This is a genomic window from Gillisia sp. JM1, from assembly GCF_000424645.1.
GTDB lineage: Bacteria > Bacteroidota > Bacteroidia > Flavobacteriales > Flavobacteriaceae > Gillisia.
Map to the genome: position 1 here is coordinate 157488 of NZ_AUKH01000007.1, position 24031 is coordinate 181518.

The following is a 24031-nucleotide window of genomic DNA, read 5'->3' on the forward strand; positions in this document are numbered from 1 at the left end:
TTTCAGTTTACCTAGTAACGCCCTCCATTAACCAATCTTCCAGTTCTACATTTTCATCTTTAGTATGCAAAACCGAAATATCTCCTGTTGCTTCAAACACCACCGCTCTAACTTGGGAGAGTTCTAACACATTGGTTTCTCTTAATTTCGATCTTAGATCTGACTCTGTGACTCTCGCCTTTTTTAAGTTTTCATACAATATCTCTGTTCCATCCATCAACATCAACGGAGTGTTATCAACAAGTTTTTCTACATTTGAAGATCGCCTTAAAATAGCGACAGAGAGTTGAAGTATATAAACCATTGCAAGTCCAACTACACCATCTGTAAGACTTACAGATTTTGAAAGAACTGTAGTCGCAATGATAGATCCTATTGCTACCGTCATTGCAAAATCAAAACTAGACATTTTAGAAAAACTACGTTTCCCTGCTAATCTTGTAAATATTATTACTGCCAGATAAATTCCAATTGCTGTGATACAAATTGCCACAACAGATGTCCAAGATGCTTCAAACCACTTTTCCATATCTAATTCTTTAAATTATTTCTTGGTTTTTTTTCGACTATTATATTACAAATTATTAATCAAGTAGTATAATTGAATTTGAATATCATTAATTTACTAGTTGTAATTGAAATTTAAAAATTACTGTCAATAAAATAACTATAAATTATGAATCCTATCTATAAAATTGGTCATCGCGGGGCGAAAGGACATTGTACCGAAAACACTCTGGAAAGCATCAAACTCGCATTGGGAATGGGAATAGACGGAATAGAAATAGATGTTCATTTATGCGCTTCGGGAGAACTGGTGGTTTTTCACGACTTCACACTAGACCGATTGAGTGATGGTATTGGAGAAGTTACTACCAAGACTTATGAGCAACTTCAGCAATTAACGCTTAAAGGAGGTTATAAAATCCCTTTGCTAACCGAGGTTTTAGATCTTATTGAAGGCAAATGTTCTATTAATATAGAGCTTAAAGGTTTGCATACCGCAAAAGGCACTTGCGCTATTATTTCTAATTATATAGATAAAGGCTGGGAATACTCGAGTATTCTAGTTTCTTCCTTTCAAGAAAATGAATTACTAGAAGTAAAAAAAATAAATAGCAATATTCTTATTGCAATACTTAGTAAAGCAAGTGTAGAGGAAGCAATAGAATGGGCTAAGGTCTTGAACGCTACCGCTATTCACCCTTCTCTTGGAATTATTACCAGACAAAGTGTTATAGATGCCCATAATGAAGGATTTAATGTAAATGTATGGACGGTGAATGAGCCAGAAGATATTGCCAGAATGATCGATTTTGGCGTAGATGGAATAATTTCAGACTATCCAGATAGACTTGGCTAAAATGCTACTCTGAAAACCGCTAACTTTGCGCTTTCAATTTTTTCTGAATGAAGTATGATATTATTATTATTGGGGGTGGTGCTGCAGGATTCTTTGCTGCTATCAACGCTGCTGAATTAGATCCAAATGCCAAAATATTAATTTTGGAAAGAGGAAAAGAAGTGCTTACTAAAGTGCGTATTTCGGGAGGTGGAAGATGTAATGTTACTCATGCTGAATTTACTCCAAGCGAACTAATAAAAAAATATCCTAGAGGAGAAAAAGAGCTTCGCGGTCCTTTTCATTCATTTATGACGGGAGATACGATTGCCTGGTTTGAAGAACGCGGAATTGAATTGAAAATTGAAGAAGACGGGCGAATGTTCCCTGTTTCAGATTCTTCGGAAACTATTATAGATTGTTTTCTTTCTGAAACTCAGCGATTAGGTATTGAGATCCTTAAAAATCATTCTGTTCAGAATATAACTTCAGAAAATGAGCAATGGCTTATAAATACTAATAATGGAGATTTTTCTGCTGAAAAACTTCTTGTAGCCACAGGAAGTAATCCGAAGATCTGGAAATTATTGGAAGGTTTAGGGCATCAAATGGAAACCGCAGTGCCTTCATTATTTACATTCAACATAAAAGATGAGAGAATTAAAGAACTTCCGGGAGTTGCCACTTTTGCTAGCGTGAAAATTCCAGAAATAAATATGGAAGATGAAGGTCCTCTTTTAATTACTCACTGGGGATTAAGTGGCCCGGCAATCTTAAAACTTTCTGCCTGGGGTGCCAGAGAGTTGAATGAGCTTAGTTATAAATTTGAGATCCAGGTAAATTGGCTTGCAAATCAAAATTCTGAAGAAATTCTAGAGCAATTGTTAGAGCTCAAATTGAAACATGCTAAACAGCAACTTACCAAATACGCTCAATTTGACTTACCAAAACGATTATGGAAAAGTTTGGTTCTAGCTTCAGGGATATCAGAAACCGATATTTGGGCAGATATTAATAAAAAACAATTAGTCACACTTAGTGAGCAACTTACAAAATCGGAGTTTTCTGTAGATGGAAAAAGCACTTTTAAGGAAGAGTTTGTAACTGCCGGGGGTATTAAACTTAATGAAGTGAACTTTAAAACCTTTGAAAGTAAGCTTCAGAAAAATTTATATTTCGCAGGAGAAGTTCTAAATATAGATGCCATTACAGGTGGATTTAATTTTCAAAATGCATGGACTGGTGGCTACTTAGCTGCCAAGGCAATGACTAGTCTAGATTAATAAAATATTACAAGTTCAGTCTCCAGATCTCAAAATTCAAGACCGCTGCAAAAGCTACCCAAATAGCATAAGGAATAAGTAAATATGCCGCAGTTTTATTTACAATTTTAAACCATTTAATGGTCAAAAGAAGGACTATAAAAAGCGCTATTATATCCAATAATGCCCAAAAGGGTTCCATCAACCCAAAGAAAAGCAAGGACCAGGAAGCATTTAGCAAAAGTTGAAACCCAAAATGATATAAGGCTATTTGAACCCATTTATGATAAAAACCTTTATTCCAAACTATTCCCGCTGCAATTCCCATTAATATATATAATACCGTCCAAACAGGTCCGAATATCCAGTTTGGCGGATTAAAACTAGGTTTATTAAGCTGTAAATACCAACCTCCAATACTTGTTTGAGTAGCAAGAGACCCAAAAAAACCTATGAACAGACAAATGCCCAGAGCAAGGAAAACTCGTACAAAGAATTTAGAAGTCATTTTTTAGTTGGTTTGGCAACCTAAAATAGGGAATTATTTGAAATCATGAGTTATCATCTCTTAACTAAAAAAGTATATTTGTCTAAAATTTCAGGAGGATGAAAGCAAAAGATTTTATACCACAATCTAATCTAGAGACAATTAATACCGGTAAAGTTACTTGGCAATCGCCTAGTAACATTGCTTTGGTAAAATATTGGGGTAAAAAAAAGAATCAAATTCCTGCAAATCCTTCTATCAGTTTTACGTTGAATAATTGTAAAACAATAACCAGTTTAGAGTTTACTCGTAAAAAAGATTCTGAACAGAAGGGAGACCTTTTTGATTTCGAATTTTATTTTGAGGGTCAAAAGAAAGAAGATTTTAAGCCTAAAATTTATACTTTTTTTGAAAGAATAGAAGAATATTGTCCTTATCTAATGGACTATAAACTTATTATAAATTCTGAAAATTCCTTTCCTCATAGTAGCGGGATTGCCTCTTCTGCTAGTGGAATGAGTGCTTTGGCATTATGTATAATGAGTTTAGAAAAACAACTTTCTTCAAGTATTTCTGAAGATTATTTTTATAAAAAAGCATCCTTTCTTGCTCGTTTAGGATCGGGAAGTGCATGCAGAAGCGTGCAGGGCAAACTAGTTGTTTGGGGTGAGCACGCTAACATTGATGGAAGTTCAAATCTCTATGGTGTTGAGTACCCAAACAAGGTTCATGAAGTTTTTGAAAACTATCAGGATACTATTTTATTGGTAGATAAAGGAGAGAAAAAAGTGAGCAGCAGTGTGGGGCATAATTTAATGCACGACCATCCTTTTGCGGAAGAGCGTTTTAAACAAGCACACAAAAATTTAGCTGCGCTAAAAGACATTTTTAAATCAGGAAATTTAAATGATTTTATTGAAATAGTGGAGAGTGAGGCTTTAACACTGCATGCAATGATGATGAGCAGCAAGCCATATTTCATCTTAATGAAGCCTAACACCCTGGAAATCATTAATAAAATATGGGATTTTAGAGAAGCAACCGGACTACCTGTTTGTTTTACATTGGATGCTGGGGCAAATGTTCATGTATTGTATCCAGAAAAAAATAAGACTGAAGTTTTTCAATTCATTGAGGATAAATTACTTGTGTATTGCGAAAAAAATCAATTTATATCTGACAGTATAGGTTTAGGTTCAAAAAAATTGTAGTTTTAATTGATTATATTTGCCTCGAAATCTATCGTTTAGAATTCTATTCAATTCAGAATATTAAAAGCTTATGAAAGGACCATTATTTTATTCTAAGATCTTGCTTTTCGGAGAATACGGGATCATCAAGGATTCCAAAGGTTTATCTATACCATACAATTTTTATAATGGTGCTTTAAAGGTGGATGAAAATCCTTCTGAAGAAGCTATAGAATCTAATAAAAGCCTTCAAGCTTTTGCTAAACATTTAGGCGAATTAGAAATTTCTAATCCTTCTTTAGTACATTTTAATTTAGATGAATTAAATAAAGACATCTCAAATGGGATGTATTTTGATTCTACTATCCCTCAGGGATATGGAGTTGGGAGCAGTGGTGCCTTGGTTGCAGCAATTTATGATGAATATGCTACAGGTAAGATCACGGTCTTAGAAAATCTAACAAGAGAAAAATTATTAAAACTGAAAAAGATCTTCGGGGAAATGGAATCTTTCTTCCATGGTAAATCTTCTGGTCTAGATCCTTTAAATAGTTATTTAAGCATTCCTATTTTAATTAATTCTAAAGATAATATTGAGCCTGCCGGAATTCCATCTCAAACTGAAAACGGAAAAGGTGCTGTCTTTTTATTAGACAGTGGTTCTATGGGTGAGACTGCGCCGATGGTGCAGATCTTTATGGAAAACATGAAACAGGAACCTTTTAGAATAATGGTTAAAGATCAGTTTATCAAACATACAGATGCTTGTGTAGATGATTTTTTACAAGGAGATATCAAATCTTTGTTCGGAAATATTAAAAAACTTTCTCATGTTGTCTTGGACAACTTTAAACCAATGATCCCTACTCAATTCCATAATTTGTGGAAACAAGGAATAGACTCTAACGATTATTACTTGAAACTTTGTGGTTCTGGTGGTGGTGGATACATTTTAGGTTTCACCGAGGATATAGAAAAGGCTAAAAAATCTTTAAAAGATTATAATTTAGAAGTGGTTTACAACTTCTAAAACCTACCGAATTACATGGCGCCAGCTAAGAACAAACTTTTAATGCTTAAGATGTTGAGTTTGTTTTCGGTAGTACGAGGCTATAATATTCTCATTCTTATAATTGCACAATATCTTACTGCAGCATTCATTCTTGCGCCTGGCTTAGAGTTGAGAGATGTGTTTTTCGATCCAAATCTCTTTTTCCTTATACTTTCTTCGGCCACCGTTATAGCTTCGGGATATATTATCAATAATTTTTATGATAGTGAGAAAGACCTAATAAACAGGCCTAAAAAAACGATGCTTGACAGGCTTATTAGTCAGCGCACCAAACTTTCGGTATATTTCATTTTAAATTTTGCTGCGATCTTCTTTGCCAGTTATGTGTCTTTTAGAGCAGTGGTTTTCTTTTCTATCTATATTTTCACGATCTGGTTATACTCACATAGGATCAAAAAAATCCTTTTTCTTGGTAATATTATGGCCAGTATCTTAGCCATAACCCCATTTTTTGTGGTATTCATTTATTATAGAAATTTTGAGACCGTTATTTTTATCCACGCCACTTTTTTATTCATTATGATCGCGATGCGAGAACTGGTAAAGGATTTGGAGAATTTAAAAGGAGATCTTATTCAGAATTATAAAACAATCCCAGTGGTCTATGGTGAAAATTGGAGTAAATTTTTTCTTTCCGTGCTCACTGTCCTCGCTGTTATTCCCATCTTGCTTTTAACAACAAGATTCGATACAGGTTTAATGGATTACTATTTTTACTCTTCTTTGCTCCTTCTTATTTTCTTTTTACTTTTTCTTTATTTCAGTAATGCTAAGTGGCAATATTTAATACTGCATAATATACTTAAGCTAATTATAGTTGCGGGGGTTTTTAGTATCCTACTTATAGATTACAAAGAAGTTTTTAGTAGAGTTTTTTAAGAATAAAAATCTTTAAGTGTTAAAATATAAAGAGAAAGAATTATCTAGTATCTTTGCAAAAAATTAGCGTTATGAGCAGGAATGATAATTCTTCAGGGAAAAAGTTTAGTGGAAGACAAGGTGGTGGGCCAAAGAAAAAATCTATGGCTAGAGGAAATGCTCCTATTAAGAAAGATTCTGCTCCAAAAAGCGCTCCTAAAGGTGCCGTTAAACCAGCCGCGAAAACTGGTCCTAAGCCTGAAGGAATAAGACTTAATAAATATATCGCAAATTCTGGTGCTTGTTCTCGTAGAGATGCAGATATCTATATTGGCGCAGGAAATGTAACTGTGAATGACAAGATAGTCACCGAAATGGGATACCGTGTAAAACCTACCGAAGAAGTGAAATTTGATGGGAGACGTGTTATTCCAGAGAAACCAGAATATATTCTATTGAACAAGCCTAAAGGTTTCTTTACCACTGGAAGTTTAGAAAAAGGTTCCAGAACGGTAATGGATCTAATAGCTAATGCAACAAAATCCAAAGTAGCGCCTGTTGGAAAACTGGACCGTCAAGCTACTGGACTTCTTTTGTTTACCAATGACGGGACTTTGGAAAAACAACTGGGAAAACCAAAGAACGGAATTAGACAGATCTATCATTTAGAACTCAATAAGCCTATTTCTTTTGAAGAATTAAAAAGAATAGAAGACGGAGTTACCCTAGAAGATGGAAAAGTAAAAGTTCAAGAGGTAAGTTATATAGACAATAGACCTAAAAATGAATTGGGAATAGAGACCAATAGTATAAAGCCACACGTGATACAACGTCTATTTAAAAGCTTAGGTTTTGAGGTGGAAAAACTAGACAGAGTAACCTTTGGCGGCCTAACGAAAAAGGATCTTCCAAGAGGGAATTACAGAACTCTTACCAAGCAAGAGATCATAAATATAAAAATGCTTTAAGCCTTAGGTCAAAAAATGTAATTTCAACTAACATTTTTTATACATTTGCTTGACTAATAAGTGAATTGCTTTTTAAATATTCATTTTTAGTAACAAGTAAAGTAGAAATTTTCAGATTTAGAATTAAATAAACTCAATTGATAACGTTGATGTTATTTTCAAGTGAAGCCATTGAGCTTCAAGTTTTTAATTCAGCCCTAGGTTCGACAAATCTTAGCGCGCTTAAAATTAGCGACTTCCCTTCAATTTATCTTAACAATAATTTACGAGTCAATCCTTTTGACAGTATAATTTAATCCCTAATTTTTAACCAACAATTAAAACAAAGCATTGAACACAAAATATCGCGATTTAATAGAGCAAACTTTTTATTTTCCTCAGGAAGAATTTAAACTAGAAGATAACGAGCTGCAATTTCATGGTATAGATCTTATGAAATTGGTAGAGCAATATGGTGCACCTCTTAAATTCACCTATCTCCCAAAGATATCTGAGAATATAAATCGAGCAAAAGAATGGTTTAAGAATGCAATTAAGGAACACGATTATAAAGGAAAGTATAATTACTGTTACTGTACCAAAAGCTCTCATTTTGAGCACGTTTTAAACGAAGCTTTAAATAATGATATTCATATTGAAACTTCATCTGCGTTTGATATTAACATCGTTCAGAAATTAAAAAAATCAGGGAAACTCCATAAAGACGCATATGTTATTTGCAATGGTTTTAAAAGAGACCAATACATAAGCAATATTGCAGATCTTTTAAATGAGGGTCATAAGAATTGTATTCCTATAATAGATAATTATGAAGAGATCGATCTTCTTTCTGAGCAGATCAACGATCCTTATAAAATTGGAATTAGAATAGCTTCTGAAGAAGAGCCAAAATTCGAATTCTATACTTCCAGATTAGGAATTGGATACAAAAATATTGTTCCTTTTTTCAATAAAAAGGTAAAAGACAACCCACAGGTAGAGCTTAAAATGCTTCACTTTTTTATAAATACAGGAATTCGCGATACTGCGTATTATTGGAATGAGCTTAATAAGTGTTTAAAGGTATATATCGACCTTAAAAAGGTTTGTCCAAGTTTAGATAGTCTTAATATTGGTGGCGGATTTCCTATAAAGAATTCTCTAGCTTTTGAATATGATTACCAATATATGGTGTCAGAGATCGTCAACCAGATAAAACTCACTTGTGAAGAATATGAAGTAGAAGTGCCAAATATCTTTACTGAATTTGGATCGTTCACAGTTGGAGAAAGCGGAGGAGCTATTTATGAGATCCTATACCAAAAACAACAAAATGATCGTGAGAAGTGGAACATGATAAACTCATCTTTCATCACCACACTTCCAGACACCTGGGCTATTAGCAAGAAATTTGTGATGTTGCCTATAAATAGATGGAATGATGAATATGAGCGTATTTTATTAGGTGGACTTACTTGTGATAGTGACGATTATTATAACTCTGAACAAAATACTAACGCAATTTATCTTCCGAAGTATAAAAAGGAAAAGCCGCTTTTTATAGGTTTCTTTAATACAGGAGCGTATCAAGAAAGCATTGGTGGTTTTGGCGGATTACAACACTGCTTGATTCCACAACCAAAACACATCCTAATAGACAAGGAAAAAGATGGCACATTGACAACTAAAGTATTTAGTGAGCAACAGAATGCCGAAGATCTATTACATATCTTGGGATACGATAGAAACAAATAGATTTAAAAAAATTTATAACTTTAACCATTACAATTTAAACCCTCAATGAGGGAGTCAACTTAAAACTTTTAAAATCAAGCAATGAGCAAAAAGAATTACGCCGGGATACCAGAAAAATATGCACGTTTAGACGATGCACAAGTGGTATTAATCCCTGTTCCTTATGATGGAACAAGCTCCTGGCAAAAAGGCGCAGATAAAGGACCAGATGCTTTTTTAGAAGCTTCAGAGAACATGGAACTTTTCGACATTGAAACGCGTTCAGAAGTTTACAGAAAAGGTATTTACCTGGCTCCGCCAGTAACAGAAAACTCTTCACCAGAGAAAATGGTAGAAGCTGTTCACAAAACAACCAAGAATTACATCAACCAGGAAAAATTTGTAACTATTTTTGGAGGAGAACATTCTGTGAGTATTGGTACCATTCGTGCCTTTAATGAATCATTTCCAGATCTTACCGTTGTGCAAATAGATGCTCATGCAGATCTAAGACCAGAATATGAAGGTTCTAAATTCAATCATGCTTGTGCGCTTCATGAAGCTAGAAAAACCACTAACCTTGTTCAGGTAGGAATTCGATCTATGGATGTCACAGAATTAGAGCATATGGACGAAAATCAGGTCTATTTTGGTGATGATCTTTACGAAAATTGGACAGAAGATGCAATTGGACAAATGACACCAAATGTGTTTATCACGATAGATCTGGATGCTTTTGATCCTTCTATTATGCCATCTACGGGAACACCAGAACCAGGCGGATTACTATGGTATGAAACTTTGGAATTCCTGAAAATGATATTCAAAAAGAAAAATGTAGTAGGATTTGATATTGTAGAGCTTTGTCCAAATGATGTGGATAAATCTTCCGATTTTCTTGCAGCAAAATTATATTATAAAATGTTGAGCTATAAGTTCAAATATTTGAATCATAACCCAGACGAAGACGAAGATGAGTAAAGGAGCGATTTCAGAATTTATTAAAAAATACTATTTACACTTTAATGCCGCTGCTCTTGTAGACGCTGCTGAAGCTTATGAAAAGCAATTAGCTCAAGGTTCTAAAATGTTGGTGTCTCTTGCAGGTGCCATGAGTACTGCAGAAATAGGAAAAATATTTGCAGAGATGATCCGTCAGGACAAATTGCAAATAATTTCTTGTACTGGTGCCAATTTAGAGGAAGATGTAATGAATCTAGTTGCGCATTCTCACTACAAAAGAGTGCCAAACTATAGAGATCTTACTCCTCAAGATGAATGGGATCTTTTAGAAAAAGGATTAAATAGAGTTACAGATACGTGTATTCCAGAAGAGGAAGCATTCAGAAGGATTCAGGAGCATATCGTGAAGATCTGGAAAGATGCTGAAGCTGCTGGAGAACGTTATTTTCCTCATGAATACATGTACAAATTATTACTTTCCGGAGTTTTAGAAGAGTACTATGAAATAGATATTAAGGATTCTTGGATGTATGCTGCTGCAAAAGCAAATCTTCCAATGGTCGTTCCAGGATGGGAAGATAGTACCATGGGGAACATTTTTGCATCTTATGTATTAAAAGGTGAATTAAAGGCAAGCACTATGAAATCTGGGATCGAGTATATGACTTTCCTAGCAGATTGGTATACAGAAAATTCTAAGGAAGGAATTGGTTTCTTCCAGATTGGTGGAGGTATTGCGGGAGATTTCCCAATATGCGTGGTGCCAATGTTATACCAAGATATGGAACGTACAGATACTCCTTTTTGGAACTATTTCTGCCAGATCTCTGATTCTACAACCAGCTACGGATCTTATTCCGGAGCGGTTCCAAATGAGAAGATCACATGGGGAAAATTAGATATCAATACTCCTAAATTTATCATAGAAAGTGATGCTACTATTGTTGCACCACTTATTTTTGCATACTTATTAGATATGTAGATCTAGATAAAATATATTTTGAAAGCTGCCAATCTTCTCTGACTGGCAGCTTTTTATTTAAAACCGTTTTTAATTTATGAATGATTGGATAATATACAGCATAGGATTTCTGGCACAATTACTCTTCTCTATCAGACTTATTACTCAATGGTTCTTATCTGAAAAGGCTGAAAAAGTAATAACCCCAACTCTGTATTGGAAATTAAGTTTACTTGCGGCGCTCTTGCTATTTATTTACGGATATCTTAGAGAAGATCTTCCAATTATGATTGGTCAAATATTGATCTACGGTGTTTATTTCCGAAATTTAAAACTTCAGCATGAGTGGAAGAGTTCTAGGTTGCTTTTCAAAATCACAGTATTTCTTGTCCCTATGCTCATTGCTGGTTATTTACTGTTATTTAGCCAAAAACAATGGAGTGATTTTCTACAGAATGAAAACATAGCCTTGTGGCTAATTATTTTGGGTATTATTGGACAACTGGTTTACACCTCCCGATTTATCTACCAGTGGATATATTCTGAAAGGCATAAAGAATCTTCACTCCCTAGGATTTTTTGGATTATAAGTATTACAGGCTCTGCTATTATTTTTACCTATGCTGTTTTTAGAAGCGATCCCGTTTTACTTGCTGCCCATTTTTTTGGATCCATCGTTTATATCAGAAATCTTTTTCTAAATAATGATTAGAGCTGTAAAGGAGTCTTTCGTCTAAAGAGTTCTTTAATAAAAACACCAATTACAATTATATATTCTAAAGCCACCAACCATAAATTTTCTTGAAATCCAGCGGAAGTATACGCAGCATAACTTAAGATCACCACAAAACTCCAAACCATTAGATATCTATAATTAGTAAAAATGGAGAGCATTAAGGGTATTGCCAAATACCATGGATGAACGGTAGTAGAGAGAAATAAGTAGGCAGTAAAACCAAAAAGCATAGCGGTTATAAGTTTTTCAAAAGAATTATTTTTTCTGAAGAACGATAAGCCTGCCAATATCCCGATGGTGACCAATGGGAGGGCTATTCCTGCTGTTTCTATAATATTATAACCCTTTGACTGAAATCCAACCCAACGCGCTATATAATAGAAACTAGCGTTGAACTCAAATTTCTGAAACCAAAGGCTAATGCTTGCCATAAAATTTTCGATAAATACTGAAGATAAAATGGGTAAAAAACCCAGTACAACTGTAATACCGATAATTAAATAGAATCCTAACAATTTAGCAAAGCCTAATTTCGACTCATTTTCTGCATCTTTAATATTCTCTCTTTTATAGATAAAATACCCGAAGAAAACTGGTAAGAACATTAGTGGAACTAACTTTAGTAGCACAGAACACGCAAAGATGATTGCACTCCCTATCCATTTTTTTTGCTGAAGTAAATACAAACTCCAAACTAAGAAAAAAACCATCACACCTTCAAAATGAAGATTTCCGGTGAGTTCAATAATAATAAATGGATTCAACAGATAAAGAAATATTCTGGATTCAGGCAACTTAAGCTTTATCAGTAATTTTCTTCCGAAGTATAATACTCCAATATCTGCTGCGATAATAAGAATCCTCAAAATTACTACAGCACCAATAATACTCTTTCCAGAAAGAATTCCTGCAATGGCAAACAGCAACTGATTTAATGGAGGATAATTGGTGAAATGTCTGGCACTAAGCGCTCCCATCCCGTCAAACAATTCTTTAGCTTGAGCAATGGGGGCAGTTCCCAACTCGATTAAATTCTCTGGCAAATATAAATAAGGGTTAAATCCTTCGGCAATCATTCTGCCATCCCATATAAATCTGTAGAAATCTTGGGAAAGATTGGGGATCGCACCAATAAATAGAAGCCTAAATAGCAATGCCACTCCTGCTAAAAACCAAAAGTTGACTTTTTCAATTTTATAAAGCTTCCAACTCAAATAGAATACTCCTGAATAAAGTCCGATTAGTTTTATAAGATCAGAACGTTCCAAGTCGTATGCAAAGGCAATATAAAATGCTGCGCTAGATACTATAAGTAGCAGCGAAATTTTATGCAGTTGGAAAAAGTTCTTCATTAAGGAATTTAATTCTTTAAAGAAACGGAAAATTTAGATTCTGAAACACTTCTGATAGCTAACTGAACAGAATGGGATAATTAGGATATTCGATGTCACATCGAGCGTCCCGATAGCTTTCGGGATCGAGATGCTTCGAAATCCCGATAGCTATAGGGACAGCGAGACATTCCGATTATAAAAATTATATATAACACTGTCAGTCTGAGCTTGTCGAAGACTGCTATTTCAGTTATAAAACAAACTGTCACATCGAAACCAAGCGAGATGCTTCGACAGGCTCAGCATGACATTTCGATTATAAAATTTATAAATATACTGTGAACTCAACTATAATAAAAGCCTCAATGAGGCACTAGTCTACGATGTTCATTTTTTTCAATAAGAAGGAAGCATTCATATTCTGGCAAACACCCTCCTTAAACTTATAGTCGAAAAACAGTTCGTCATTCACGATCTCGGCATCAAAATAGTGGTTTTCTACCTGGTTCAATTCATCTGAAACTTCACATAAACTTAGATCATGTGTAGCAATAATTCCTGTCGATTTGGATTTCACCAATTTCTGAATGAATTTTCTAGAACCGATCGCTTTATCGGTACTATTAGTTCCCTTCAATATTTCATCTAGTATTATAAAGTATTTATCCTCTTGAATTTCATTTACGATATACTGCAAACGCTTCAGTTCAGAAAAGAAATAAGATTCATCATCACTTAGTGAATCTGTGGTTCTCATACTTGTTATAAGTTTGATTGGAGAATATTCACTTTTATCGGCACAAACAGGAAGGCCAATATTTGCCATCACAATGTGAAGGGATACCGTTCTTAAAAAGGTGCTTTTCCCTGCCATGTTTGCTCCCGTAATGATCATGAAATGTTCATTCTCTATATAAAGATCGTTATCTACTCTCTTTTCAGGATTTAGCAAAGGATGCCCCAATTTTTCTGCCTTAATAATAGACTTATCTTTATGGATCTCTGAGAAGCTATAGTGTTCATGATTAAATGCAAAATTCCCAAGGCTGTTATACGCATCTATAAATTCGATCACCTCGAACCAGTTCTTCACATTTTCATGATGTGCTGAAATCCATTTCTCAAGACGTAATGATTGTCTCAGATCCCATAAAAGAAACCCATTCCCTATAGCTATGAATATACCGTTATTCCGCTGATCCAAAGCATCGATAGCTTTTGAAAAAGATTTCAATATTTTTGACGCCTTTTTTTCTTCAGATTTCACATTGGACTGCTCCTCTTTCAAAATCTCAGATTGAAAGCTCACAGTCTCTATCATTCCCAATAACTGATAGTATTGATGAAAAGTATCCTGCACTTTCCCAACATTATTGGCCAGATCATTTATTTTCTTTACATAGATCCCCGTTATTCCCCAGCCCACTAAAAACCATCCAAAAACAAACCATCCATTGATGCTTTGCATGTAATATGCAGCTATTAATAATATAGAAATTGCCGTGAAGCCCCAACTAAGCCAAAACATAAATTTGGGAACAAAAGTTTTATAGTTGGTTAACCATTTTAACACATTGCTAGAACTGTTTTCTGTTTTTACCAACTTGGCAACAGCAGAGAATTCCTGTCTCCATGTTGCCTTTTCCGCCAATTCCTTGATAGCTTCCTGCTTTTCAGGAATTTGTAGAATAGTGTTCTCTGTTAAAATTTTAGCTAACTTTCGTTTCCCGTCTTTTAAAGAAGTTCTATTCAAATATTGGAAAAAAGATCCATTTCCAAACAAATCTATATCCTGGCTAAAAGGATGATCATGATCTTCGAATTCCTTTCCAGTTGCTAAATGCGAAAAATTTCTATTCAAAACTTCCAGCTCAGTTTCATTCAGCTTTACAAGTTCATCAATTTTATTACGCTTGTACTTTAAGTCTGAATGGCGAGAAACCAGGAATAAGAATATGCCGAATCCAACTACTCCAATTAAAGCAGCAATCTTCCAATCTGGATAAAAGTAATAGATGCCAAAAGCAGTTCCTAGAAAAAGGATTAGGCGTAACATACTAGATAAGTTCAGTTGCTTATTGGCCTCTCTTAAACGCTTATTTTGGGTTGCTTTTTCTTGGGTATAAAAATCGAATGCTGTCATGAACTTTAATAGCTATAATTATAGTAAATCCAGCTCCTCTTTAAGTTTCTTGGTTAAACCTAATAGTATCAAATTATAGGAGTGATCTACAAGCTCGAAGATAAGTGTTTTTTGAAGACTGCCATCTAAGACCTTAGTATTCCAGTGTTTTTTATTCATGTGATATCCTGGCAGAATATATTTTGGATGTTCTTCCCGAAGCCTAATTGCCATTTCCGGATCGCATTTCAGATTAACTCTTAAAGGAACCTCATCTAAAGAAGCAATGCTAAAGATCTTTCCCATTAACTTAAGAACAAGACTATCCGGCCCAAAAGGCAAACCCTCGGTCACCCCTGTTTTAGAAAGACAATAATCTCTATAAGTTTCGATGTCCATAAGCTCTTCAATTATAATTTTTCAGTTCAACTTGTCGAAGTTTGAAGGATGATTGGTATATAATCTCCAATGAGATTTCTCGACTCCGATCGAAATGACATTAGATTTCTCTACAGGTTCTGAATGAATTATATTTTCAATTGTCATCCCGACGGGAGGAGGGATCTCTATTAGAAAGACAAAATACCATCAAGGAGATTCCTCCTTCGTCGGAATGACATACAATTGAATTTGCTTGTCAGTCTGAGCTTGTTGAAGACTCTTACTAATTACAAAGCACACTTCGACCTCAGTTTGACAAAACTATTTCGAAATCTTCGCTGGCTCTTCAGAAGCTATTTCTAAAGCGGTATAATCTAATTTCCAACCTATGGTCTCTACGATCTTTTCCATCAACAAGATAGTTCCTAAAGCTTCCTTTGCTGCTTTTTCCAACAAGCCGCTTTGCGGGATCTTATCTACAATGTGTTTTTTTGAATCTCTGCTAATATCGGTAAGATCTGAGGTAGTAAAAGGGTTGGCCCAACCTTCGCGTTTGTCGTAATATTTAAAATCGGTTTCTACAGTGAGTAGTTCTGGCTTAGGGAAATTGGTAAGTATAATTTTCTTATTTTCAATATCGCTCTCCATCCGAACTTTGCTAAGATCGAAACCTACATGCGCTTTCGCGGTTATTAGGATGATTGCTTTTTTCTTTCCTAAAAGCAAGCTTACATACTTCTCTTTAAGGTTTTCATAGTGATAGATCTCAGAAAAATCTCCTTCAACAGAGATAAACTTACAGACGCTCTTAATTTTATCCATCAAGATCACAGATTGCTCATCTGCCCGCGATCTATTTTTGTTCTTATTGAGCCTGACAAAAATAAAATATGCTAAAATAGCTCCGGCTCCCAAACCAATCAAAAGATACTCCATATATCAAATATACTTAAATGTCATTTAATCCTCATGAGGGTTTATTCCCGGTCCTGATGGATACCGAGATGCCTAGAATTATTAAAATTATTTTTTCTCCAGAACCCTCAAGGCTTACCCAGAGGTTCTTATTTTTTACTCTAAAGTTTAGCCTACAATATTTACGATTTTTCCGGGAACCACAATCACCTTTTTAGGAGCTCTGCCGTCCAATTGCTTTTGGGTTCGCTCATCTGCCATAACCGCTTTTTCAATTTCATCTTTCCCCATATCTAATGACAACTCCATAGTAAACCTCATTTTTCCGTTGAAAGAAATAGGATAATCCTTGGTGCTTTCTACTAAAAAGCTTTCCTCATAAACTGGGTATTCTGCTGTTGTAATAGAAGAATCGTGACCTAATTTACTCCAAAGTTCTTCTGCAATATGTGGTGCATAAGGTGCAATTAATATGGCTAAAGGTTCTAAGACCTCACGCTGATTACATTTCTGAACCGTTAACTCATTCACACAGATCATAAAAGTAGATACCGAAGTATTAAAACTGAATTCTTCTATATCTTCTGTTACTTTTTTGATGGTCTTATGCAAAGTCTTCATAGAATCGGCTGAAGCTTTTTCTTCTGAAATATAAAACGAAAACTCCTCTCCTTTTGAGGGGTTGGAGGAGGAATGATACAGCTTCCACATTTTCTTCAAGAAACTATGAACTCCAGTGATTCCAGCTGTATTCCAAGGTTTTGCTTGCTCTAATGGCCCCAAGAACATCTCATACATACGCAAAGTATCTGCCCCATATTGAGAACAGATCTCATCTGGACTCACTACATTGTATTTGGACTTAGACATTTTTTCTACCTCTCTACCAACAATATATTTTCCGTTCTCTAAGATAAATTCAGCATCTGCAAACTCTGGTCGCCAGTTTTTGAAAGCTTCTATATCCAATTCATCTGAAGAGTTGATCATAGCCACATCTGCATGGATAGGTTGTACCGATTTACCCTCTATCAGTCCTTTGGAAACGAAGGTGTTCTCTCCTTCCCTTCTATACACCATGGCGCTCATTCCAAGGATCATACCTTGATTGATCAACTTCTTAAATGGTTCTTTTACTGAAACCATTCCGCGGTCGTATAAGAATTTCGTCCAAAATCTGGAATATAATAAGTGTCCCGTGGCATGCTCGCTCCCACCAATATATAGATCTACATTTTCCCAATAGTTTTGAGCTTCTTCAGAAGTAAATCTTTCTTCATTGTTGGCATCCATATATCTAAAGAAATACCATGAACTTCCCGCCCAACCTGGCATTGTATTCAGTTCTAAAGGATAAACATCCTCCCCTGACCCCTCCAAAGGAGGGGAAACCACCTTATTTAGCTTTGTATTCCAATACCAATCTTTGGCGCGACCTAATGGAGGCTCCCCTTCTTCGGTTGGCAGATATTTTTCTACTTCTGGTAATTTTAAAGGCAAATACTCATCTGCGATCATTTGCGGCATTCCATTTACATAATACACAGGAAATGGCTCACCCCAATAGCGTTGTCTGGAAAATACTGCATCCCGCAATCTGTAATTGATTTTTCCTTTTCCTGCATTCACTGCTTCCAAGGCTTCAATTGCTTTTTGAGTAGCTTCCTTATAACTTAATCCACTTAGGAAATCACTATTAGCAATTATTACTCCTTCTTTTTCTGCGTAAGCCTCTTCAGAAATATCTATTCCTTCAAAAATATTTGGGATTGGCAATCCGAAATGCTTCGCGAAATCGTAATCACGCTGATCTCCACAAGGAACCGACATTACTGCCCCGGTTCCATAACCTGCCAACACGTAATCACCGATCCAAACAGGGATTTTCTCCCCGCTTAATGGGTGAAGTGCATAAGCTCCGGTAAACACCCCGCTTATGGTCTTGACATCTGCCATACGCTCACGTTCGCTGCGTTTAGCCGATTTTTCTATATAGGCAGAAACTGCCTCTTTTTGCTCTGAGGTTGTTATTTCCTGAACCAATTCATGTTCCGGAGCAAGCGTCATAAAGCTAACCCCAAAAATAGTGTCGGGTCTGGTTGTGAAAACATCAATCCCCCTAACCCCCGAAGGGGGAACTTGGTAATTAATCAATTCTTTTTCAATTTCTTTTAAAACTGAATCAATATTTCCTATTACTTCTTCATTTGAAAAACGAATAACTTTAAATCCAAGATCATTTAAAATTTTACTTCTTTCTTGATCTTGCTCTCCTTTAGGAAGATGAATTTTGCCATCAACTTCTATAACAAGTTTCTTTGTTAAACATACAAAGTCTACAATGAAGTCTCCAATTAAATGTTGCTGTCTAAATTTAAAACCTACCTTCTTAGTTTTTAATTCCTGCCAAAGAAATTTTTCAGCATCTGTTGGATTATCTCTCATTTTCTTTGCTTTTTCAAGCAACAAATGAGAGTTATTTCCCCCGGTGAGATATCCGGGCTTTGGCTCCCTTCCCTTTGGGAAGGGCTGGGGATGGGATGAGTCTAAGATCTGGAACTTAACCAAAGCCCCCTTAGATCTGCCAATCCAGTTGGTTTGAGAATCTTTAAGTGGTTGTGGCCAATCTAAAGTTTCAGAATCGTCCAATAATCGTTGAGCATATGCTGAAATACGCATACTCCATTGCGTCATCTTTTTTCGAACTACAGGATATCCTCCGCGTTCTGAAACTCCATTCACAATTTCATCATTCGCCAACACAGTTCCTAATTCCGGGCACCAGTTCACTTCAGTTTTAGCTAAATAAGTAAGTCTATATTTTAAAAGGATCTGTTGTTTTTCTTCAGAAGAATAGGCATTCCATTCATCTGCATTAAAAGTTTCCACATCCTCATCACAAACTGCATTTACAGTTGCATTCCCTTCCGAAGAAAAAAGAGTTTTTAAGTCTGAAATGTTGCGAGCTTTATCTTCATTTTTATCGTACCAAGATTCAAAAAGTTGAATGAAGATCCATTGCGTCCAGCGATAATAATCTGGTTCGCTGGTGCGCACTTCTCTGCTCCAATCGAATGAAAACCCAATTTGATCGAGCTGCTGGCGGTATCTTTTTATATTATCTTCTGTAGTGATGGCAGGGTGCTGACCAGTTTGAATGGCATATTGCTCTGCCGGTAATCCAAAACTATCATATCCCTGTGGGTGCAATACATTAAAGCCTTTATGGCGTTTGAATCTTGCATAGATATCACTGGCGATGTAACCTAGAGGGTGACCCACGTGTAACCCAGCTCCAGAAGGATAAGGAAACATATCTAGCACATAGAATTTTGGCAGATCGCTTTTGTTCTTTGCTTTAAAAGTTTGGTTCTCTGCCCAATATTTTTGCCACTTGGCCTCAATCTCATTGAAATGGTAACTCATTCTATATTTTTTCTGATTACGCAGTAATACTTCACTGTAATGTGCGCAAATTTACAATTTTATACTTCTTTACCTGTTCTATTTTATTTTGATTCTGCCAGCATTCTTGCTTGATTTTCCATTGGCAGCAAACATCCATAGATAAATTGATTCACTGGAGTCGGGATATTCAATCGGTTTCCTTCTTTAACTATATAACCATTAAAATTTTCCAATTCTGAAGGTTTACCTTCCATAATATCACGCTGTGCTGAAGCAGTGGTTTTTGGATTTAACTTATTTATAACTTCAAATACCGCTTTAATATGATCTTCATTTAAGGCAATTCCTTTAGCATTGGCAACATTTTTAATCTCATCGGCAGTCTTTCTCATAAGATCCATCAAATAAGAACTCTCTCTCATTTCTCCAAGACTAATTCTTGTAAGTCCGCCCAAAGCGCTTATCGTTGTTATGAACAAGAACTTCTTCCAAATTTCAAGATCTATATCTTCTGAAACTATATTAGTAATCTTGGCAACTGAAAATACTTTTTCTAATTTTTGAACTCTTGCAGACTTAGAGTTATCTAACTCCCCAAAAGTGATCTTTGGCTCGAAACTTACATGTTTTATTCTCCCTGGAGCCGATACAAAACTTACAATATGACAGAGCCCACCCAGAATATTTTCTTTAGGGAGCACTTTCATCAAATTTTCCACATTGTTTGCTCCGTTTTGAAGTGGTAATACCATCGTGTTTGGATTGATAATGGATTTCAACTCTTTAGCTACTGCAGGAATCTGCCAAGATTTCACTCCTAAGATTATTAATTCGGGAGCTTCTACTTCAGTTAAATCATCTGTGACTTTGCTTGGAATAATTTTAAAATTCCCATTGATACTTTCTACCTCTAAACCATTCTTTTTGATTGCTTCCAGATGTTTTCCACGAGCTATAATACTAACCGAATTACCTGCCTCAGCTAATCTTCCTCCAAAATATCCACCTATCCCACCTGCACCATATATCAAAATTCTCATAGTAGTAATTTTCGACTAAATTAATCTAATAAGAATAATTTAGAAAGTTTGAACGTTTTAAAGAAAGTGAAGGGTTAACTTTCTTATTTTTACACCAAAATCTATAATTACTATATGAGTACATCTTTTGAAAGGTATCAAAAACGCCGATTGATCTCGTCTTATTTTTCTGTAGTTATAAGTATTTCGTTAGTGCTTTTTTTATTGGGCCTTTTAGGTCTCTTGGTGCTTAATACCAAGAAAGTAGCAGACCATTTCAAGGAACAGATAGCACTTACAGTATATCTTAAAGACACCGCCAAAGATGTAGAGATCGAACAGCTAAAGAAGAGCTTGGCATTGGCAGAATACACTAAATCTAGCGTGTTTGTTTCTAAAGAAGAGGCTGCCGAAGAACATAGCAAGGAAATAGGTGAAAATTTTATGGAATTCTTGGGTTATAACCCTTTACAAAATTCCATAGATATTCATATGAAAGCAGATTATGTCTCTTCAGATCAAATAGACAAAATTGCTGAAGACTTGACCTCTAAGGGATATGTAGATGAAGTGGTTTATGATAAACCTTTGATCTCGCTTTTAAATGACAACGTTAAAAAAATAAGTTTCTGGATTTTAGTGATAAGTGGAATCTTCACTTTTATCGCTGTTCTGTTGATTAATAGTTCTATCAGATTGGCTGTTTATTCTAAACGTTTTATTATTAAGACCATGCAAATGGTTGGAGCTACCAAAAGTTTTATTCGCAGGCCTTTTATCTTACAAAGTGTGAAATTGGGAATTATTGGAGCCGTTTTAGCCTTAATTGGTATGGCAGCTGTACTTTATTATTTGAATGACAGCTTCCCTGAACTGGAATTGTTAAGTGATAAAAAAATATTAATAGCATTGTTTGTTGGCATTTTTCTAATGGGATCGCTTATCTCATGGTTAAGTACCTTTTTTGCAACCTCGCGATTCTTGAATCTCAAAACAGACGAACTGTATTATTAATTTTCAAGAAAATCATTTAAAATAGTTTGCCACGAATACACGAATATTTTTATTCTGATTACAATTACAATCAACTAAAAAATGCAAGATGGGAGATATTCTTTATAAAGATGAAAGCTACCAATTGCTAGGTGTTTTATTTGATGTTCATACTGAATTAGGAGGGGGTTTTTTAGAAGCTGTATATTCTGATGCTATTCAGCATGAATTGAAATTGAGAAGTATTCCTTTTGAAAGAGAAAAACAATATAAAATACACTACAAAGATGTTATTCTACCACATCACTATTTTGCAGATTTTGTTATCTATAATAAAATAATTCTAGAAATTAAATCAACAACCAATTTAAATGATAGACATACAGCGCAATGCTTAAACTATTTGAAAATCTCTGGAAATAAGTTGGCGATTTTAGCTAATTTTGAAGCAGATAAATTAATGCATCAGCGAATCATCTTATAAATTATTAGTGCATACGTCGCCAAGTTTATAAAATTAAAACATTACACATGAGCAAGATCAAAAAACCATTTCATAAGCAAGACCTCAACTTTGTTTTCGGGAAAAAGAATTACACCTTCATGTTTATTGGTTTAGCGGTAATTGCCCTTGGTTTTATCTTAATGTCTGGCGGCGGTAGCACAGACCCAAATGTATTTAATCCAGAGATTTATAACTTCCGGAGAATCCGCTTAGCACCGGCATTAGTTTTAATTGGTTTTGGAATAGAAGTCTACGCCATCTTATTAAATCCCAATAAAAAATAATTTACTTTGAACGAATTTGACGCCGTAATCCTTGGAATCATTCAAGGACTTACCGAATTTTTGCCTGTTTCTTCAAGTGGGCATTTAGAACTTGGAAAAGCCATTCTTGGAGATAATAGTATTCCTAGCGAATCTTTACTTTTTACAGTAATATTGCATTCTGCAACTGCTCTTAGTACCATTGTGGTTTTTAGAAAAGATATTTTAGAAATCTTCAAAGGTCTTTTTCAATTTAAATGGAACGAGGAAACTCAGTTTTCATTAAAAATAATCCTTTCCATGATCCCGGCAGCATTAGTGGGACTTCTTTTTGAAGAAGAAATGGAAGTGCTCTTTGGGGGCAATTTATTGTTGGTAGGCTTTATGCTTATAATTACAGCATTATTATTATGGCTTGCAGATAAAGCAAAGAATACCAACAAGCCGGTTAGTTTTAAAAACGCATTTGTAATTGGAATTTCTCAAGCTATTGCAATTTTACCAGGTATTTCGAGGTCTGGAGCAACAATATCTACTTCGGTCTTATTAGGAAACGACAAATCTAGAGCAGCCAGATTCTCATTTTTAATGGTAGTGCCATTGATCTTAGGAAAAATTGCAAAAGATGTTCTTAGTGGAGATCTCTCTGAAAGCACGACAGAACCCTCAATTCTAATTATAGGCTTTATAGCTGCTTTCTTAGCAGGATTGGTTGCATGTACCTGGATGATAAAATTGGTAAAGAATAGCAAGCTTTCTTATTTTGCTATCTATTGTTTGATCGTTGGAATAATCGCTATAGGATTTGGATATGCAAACTAAAACCTTCACTCCAGAAGAATTTAAAGAAGGACAAATTCTGTTGTTTGACAAACCCTTGGGTTGGACTTCTTTTCAATTGGTAAACAAAGTGCGTTGGCTTATTCGCCAAAGCTGCAAAATAAAAAAAATTAAAGTTGGCCATGCAGGAACTTTAGATCCTTTAGCTTCTGGTCTACTTATAATTTGCACGGGGAAATTCACCAAACGAATAGAAGAATTTCAAGGCCAAGAAAAAGAATACACCGGCACCTTTACTTTAGGAGGCACAACGCCTTCCTATGATCTGGAAACAGAGATTGATCAAACCTTTAATATCGATCATATTTCTGAAGAAGATATTAATGAGGCAACAAAAGGCTTCCTTGGAGAGATCTCACAAGTTCCACCAGTATTTTCAGCCTTAAAAAAGGATGGAAAACGTCTTTATGAATATGCCAGAAATGGAGAAGATGTGGAAATTCCATCCAGAAAAGTAACTATTTCAGCATTTGAGATCACAAATATTGAAATGCCAAAAGTCGAGTTTAGAGTAGCTTGTAGTAAAGGAACCTATATTAGAAGCCTTGCGCATGATTTTGGAAAAGCCTTAAATTCCGGAGCACATCTTTCCACCTTAAGAAGAACTAAGATTGGCACTTTTAATGTAGATGATTCTTTAGATATTGCATCTTTTGAAAAATTGCTACCTTAATCGCAGAATAATTATAAGTTTTCGAA

The 24031-nt window shown here is 35.1% G+C and carries 23 protein-coding genes; 15 read left to right on the plus strand and 8 right to left on the minus strand.

Features of this window, described 5'->3' with window-relative positions; genetic code table 11:
- Nucleotides 1–7: 7 nt before the first annotated feature.
- Nucleotides 8–529, minus strand: a complete 522-nt coding sequence (locus tag H033_RS0100680; protein ID WP_026836593.1) for a DUF421 domain-containing protein — start codon at nt 527–529, stop codon at nt 8–10.
- Nucleotides 530–676: 147 nt separating this feature from the next.
- On the opposite strand from H033_RS0100680, the gene H033_RS0100685 reads away from it, so the two are divergent.
- The gene (locus tag H033_RS0100685; protein ID WP_026836594.1) at nt 677–1363 is read left to right on the plus strand and encodes a glycerophosphodiester phosphodiesterase; all 687 of its coding nucleotides are present in this window, start codon (nt 677–679) and stop codon (nt 1361–1363) included.
- Nucleotides 1364–1410: 47 nt separating this feature from the next.
- Complete coding sequence (locus H033_RS0100690) at nt 1411–2625, plus strand: NAD(P)/FAD-dependent oxidoreductase (protein ID WP_026836595.1); 1215 nt, start codon at nt 1411–1413, stop codon at nt 2623–2625.
- A 7-nt stretch (nt 2626–2632) separates the two neighbouring features.
- Here the strand turns inward: H033_RS0100690 and H033_RS0100695 are convergent, their stop codons facing one another.
- On the minus strand, nt 2633–3112 hold the full coding sequence (locus H033_RS0100695; protein ID WP_026836596.1) for a TspO/MBR family protein: 480 nt from the start codon (nt 3110–3112) through the stop codon (nt 2633–2635).
- Nucleotides 3113–3210: 98 nt separating this feature from the next.
- Between H033_RS0100695 and mvaD the strand changes: the two genes are divergently transcribed.
- The 8 genes from mvaD to H033_RS0100735 all read left to right on the plus strand — a co-directional run bounded on the left by mvaD (nt 3211) and on the right by H033_RS0100735 (nt 11528).
- The gene (mvaD, locus tag H033_RS0100700) at nt 3211–4302 is read left to right on the plus strand and encodes a diphosphomevalonate decarboxylase (protein WP_026836597.1); all 1092 of its coding nucleotides are present in this window, start codon (nt 3211–3213) and stop codon (nt 4300–4302) included.
- A gap of 70 nt (nt 4303–4372) precedes the next feature.
- Nucleotides 4373–5311: a mevalonate kinase gene (locus H033_RS0100705; protein WP_026836598.1), complete on the plus strand. Its 939-nt coding sequence runs from the start codon at nt 4373–4375 to the stop codon at nt 5309–5311.
- Nucleotides 5312–5326: 15 nt separating this feature from the next.
- Nucleotides 5327–6232 carry a geranylgeranylglycerol-phosphate geranylgeranyltransferase gene (locus H033_RS0100710; RefSeq protein ID WP_026836599.1) on the plus strand — a complete coding sequence of 302 codons (906 nt, stop codon included), beginning with the start codon at nt 5327–5329 and terminating at the stop codon, nt 6230–6232.
- A gap of 71 nt (nt 6233–6303) precedes the next feature.
- Nucleotides 6304–7179, plus strand: a complete 876-nt coding sequence (locus tag H033_RS0100715) for a pseudouridine synthase (RefSeq protein ID WP_026836600.1) — start codon at nt 6304–6306, stop codon at nt 7177–7179.
- A gap of 330 nt (nt 7180–7509) precedes the next feature.
- Nucleotides 7510–8913 (plus strand): arginine decarboxylase, encoded by a 1404-nt coding sequence (locus H033_RS0100720; protein WP_026836601.1) that lies wholly within the window; start codon nt 7510–7512, stop codon nt 8911–8913.
- Between the two features lie 81 nt (nt 8914–8994).
- Nucleotides 8995–9873 (plus strand): agmatinase, encoded by an 879-nt coding sequence (gene speB / locus H033_RS0100725; protein ID WP_026836602.1) that lies wholly within the window; start codon nt 8995–8997, stop codon nt 9871–9873.
- On the plus strand, nt 9866–10837 hold the full coding sequence (locus H033_RS0100730; protein WP_026836603.1) for a deoxyhypusine synthase family protein: 972 nt from the start codon (nt 9866–9868) through the stop codon (nt 10835–10837). The genes speB and H033_RS0100730 overlap by 8 nt, the downstream gene beginning before the upstream one ends.
- A 76-nt stretch (nt 10838–10913) precedes the next feature.
- Nucleotides 10914–11528, plus strand: coding sequence for a lipid-A-disaccharide synthase N-terminal domain-containing protein (locus tag H033_RS0100735; protein ID WP_026836604.1), 615 nt, complete (start codon nt 10914–10916; stop codon nt 11526–11528).
- Here H033_RS0100735 and H033_RS0100740 read toward each other — a convergent pair.
- The 6 genes from H033_RS0100740 to H033_RS0100765 form a co-directional block, all read right to left on the minus strand.
- Nucleotides 11525–12904, minus strand: a complete 1380-nt coding sequence (locus H033_RS0100740; RefSeq protein WP_034885982.1) for a mannosyltransferase — start codon at nt 12902–12904, stop codon at nt 11525–11527. The genes H033_RS0100735 and H033_RS0100740 overlap by 4 nt on opposite strands.
- A 355-nt stretch (nt 12905–13259) precedes the next feature.
- On the minus strand, nt 13260–15029 hold the full coding sequence (locus tag H033_RS0100745) for a MutS-related protein (protein WP_026836606.1): 1770 nt from the start codon (nt 15027–15029) through the stop codon (nt 13260–13262).
- 18 nt (nt 15030–15047) lie between these two features.
- Nucleotides 15048–15407 carry an MmcQ/YjbR family DNA-binding protein gene (locus tag H033_RS0100750; RefSeq protein WP_026836607.1) on the minus strand — a complete coding sequence of 120 codons (360 nt, stop codon included), beginning with the start codon at nt 15405–15407 and terminating at the stop codon, nt 15048–15050.
- 303 nt (nt 15408–15710) lie between these two features.
- A complete protein-coding gene (locus tag H033_RS0100755) occupies nt 15711–16325 on the minus strand; it encodes a DUF4230 domain-containing protein (protein WP_026836608.1) in 615 nt (204 codons plus the stop codon).
- Between the two features lie 147 nt (nt 16326–16472).
- Entirely contained in the window at nt 16473–19730 is a 3258-nt protein-coding gene (gene leuS / locus H033_RS0100760) for a leucine--tRNA ligase (protein ID WP_026836609.1), read from the minus strand.
- Nucleotides 19731–19813: 83 nt separating this feature from the next.
- Nucleotides 19814–20752 (minus strand): ketopantoate reductase family protein, encoded by a 939-nt coding sequence (locus tag H033_RS0100765; RefSeq protein WP_026836610.1) that lies wholly within the window; start codon nt 20750–20752, stop codon nt 19814–19816.
- Nucleotides 20753–20866: 114 nt separating this feature from the next.
- On the opposite strand from H033_RS0100765, the gene H033_RS0100770 reads away from it, so the two are divergent.
- From H033_RS0100770 to truB, 5 genes are all read left to right on the plus strand, one after another.
- On the plus strand, nt 20867–21745 hold the full coding sequence (locus tag H033_RS0100770) for a cell division protein FtsX (RefSeq protein WP_026836611.1): 879 nt from the start codon (nt 20867–20869) through the stop codon (nt 21743–21745).
- Between the two features lie 88 nt (nt 21746–21833).
- Entirely contained in the window at nt 21834–22208 is a 375-nt protein-coding gene (locus H033_RS0100775; RefSeq protein WP_026836612.1) for a GxxExxY protein, read from the plus strand.
- A gap of 47 nt (nt 22209–22255) precedes the next feature.
- On the plus strand, nt 22256–22513 hold the full coding sequence (locus tag H033_RS0100780; protein ID WP_026836613.1) for a DUF3098 domain-containing protein: 258 nt from the start codon (nt 22256–22258) through the stop codon (nt 22511–22513).
- A 6-nt stretch (nt 22514–22519) separates the two neighbouring features.
- Nucleotides 22520–23314, plus strand: coding sequence for an undecaprenyl-diphosphate phosphatase (locus H033_RS0100785; RefSeq protein ID WP_026836614.1), 795 nt, complete (start codon nt 22520–22522; stop codon nt 23312–23314).
- Complete coding sequence (truB, locus tag H033_RS0100790; protein WP_026836615.1) at nt 23304–24005, plus strand: tRNA pseudouridine(55) synthase TruB; 702 nt, start codon at nt 23304–23306, stop codon at nt 24003–24005. The genes H033_RS0100785 and truB overlap by 11 nt, the downstream gene beginning before the upstream one ends.
- Nucleotides 24006–24031: the final 26 nt, after the last annotated feature.

Bases quoted from the DNA above. Each gene is read 5' to 3' on its own strand.
- H033_RS0100680 (WP_026836593.1), bottom strand. From the start codon at position 529: ATGGAAAAGTGGTTTGAAGCATCTTGGACATCTGTTGTGGCAATTTGT.
- H033_RS0100685 (WP_026836594.1), top strand. From the start codon at position 677: ATGAATCCTATCTATAAAATTGGTCATCGCGGGGCGAAAGGACATTGT.
- H033_RS0100690 (WP_026836595.1), top strand. From the start codon at position 1,411: ATGAAGTATGATATTATTATTATTGGGGGTGGTGCTGCAGGATTCTTT.
- H033_RS0100695 (WP_026836596.1), bottom strand. From the start codon at position 3,112: ATGACTTCTAAATTCTTTGTACGAGTTTTCCTTGCTCTGGGCATTTGT.
- mvaD (WP_026836597.1), top strand. From the start codon at position 3,211: ATGAAAGCAAAAGATTTTATACCACAATCTAATCTAGAGACAATTAAT.
- H033_RS0100705 (WP_026836598.1), top strand. From the start codon at position 4,373: ATGAAAGGACCATTATTTTATTCTAAGATCTTGCTTTTCGGAGAATAC.
- H033_RS0100710 (WP_026836599.1), top strand. From the start codon at position 5,327: ATGGCGCCAGCTAAGAACAAACTTTTAATGCTTAAGATGTTGAGTTTG.
- H033_RS0100715 (WP_026836600.1), top strand. From the start codon at position 6,304: ATGAGCAGGAATGATAATTCTTCAGGGAAAAAGTTTAGTGGAAGACAA.
- speB (WP_026836602.1), top strand. From the start codon at position 8,995: ATGAGCAAAAAGAATTACGCCGGGATACCAGAAAAATATGCACGTTTA.
- H033_RS0100730 (WP_026836603.1), top strand. From the start codon at position 9,866: ATGAGTAAAGGAGCGATTTCAGAATTTATTAAAAAATACTATTTACAC.
- H033_RS0100735 (WP_026836604.1), top strand. From the start codon at position 10,914: ATGAATGATTGGATAATATACAGCATAGGATTTCTGGCACAATTACTC.
- H033_RS0100740 (WP_034885982.1), bottom strand. From the start codon at position 12,904: ATGAAGAACTTTTTCCAACTGCATAAAATTTCGCTGCTACTTATAGTA.
- H033_RS0100745 (WP_026836606.1), bottom strand. From the start codon at position 15,029: ATGACAGCATTCGATTTTTATACCCAAGAAAAAGCAACCCAAAATAAG.
- H033_RS0100750 (WP_026836607.1), bottom strand. From the start codon at position 15,407: ATGGACATCGAAACTTATAGAGATTATTGTCTTTCTAAAACAGGGGTG.
- H033_RS0100755 (WP_026836608.1), bottom strand. From the start codon at position 16,325: ATGGAGTATCTTTTGATTGGTTTGGGAGCCGGAGCTATTTTAGCATAT.
- leuS (WP_026836609.1), bottom strand. From the start codon at position 19,730: ATGAGTTACCATTTCAATGAGATTGAGGCCAAGTGGCAAAAATATTGG.
- H033_RS0100765 (WP_026836610.1), bottom strand. From the start codon at position 20,752: ATGAGAATTTTGATATATGGTGCAGGTGGGATAGGTGGATATTTTGGA.
- H033_RS0100770 (WP_026836611.1), top strand. From the start codon at position 20,867: ATGAGTACATCTTTTGAAAGGTATCAAAAACGCCGATTGATCTCGTCT.
- H033_RS0100775 (WP_026836612.1), top strand. From the start codon at position 21,834: ATGGGAGATATTCTTTATAAAGATGAAAGCTACCAATTGCTAGGTGTT.
- H033_RS0100780 (WP_026836613.1), top strand. From the start codon at position 22,256: ATGAGCAAGATCAAAAAACCATTTCATAAGCAAGACCTCAACTTTGTT.
- truB (WP_026836615.1), top strand. From the start codon at position 23,304: ATGCAAACTAAAACCTTCACTCCAGAAGAATTTAAAGAAGGACAAATT.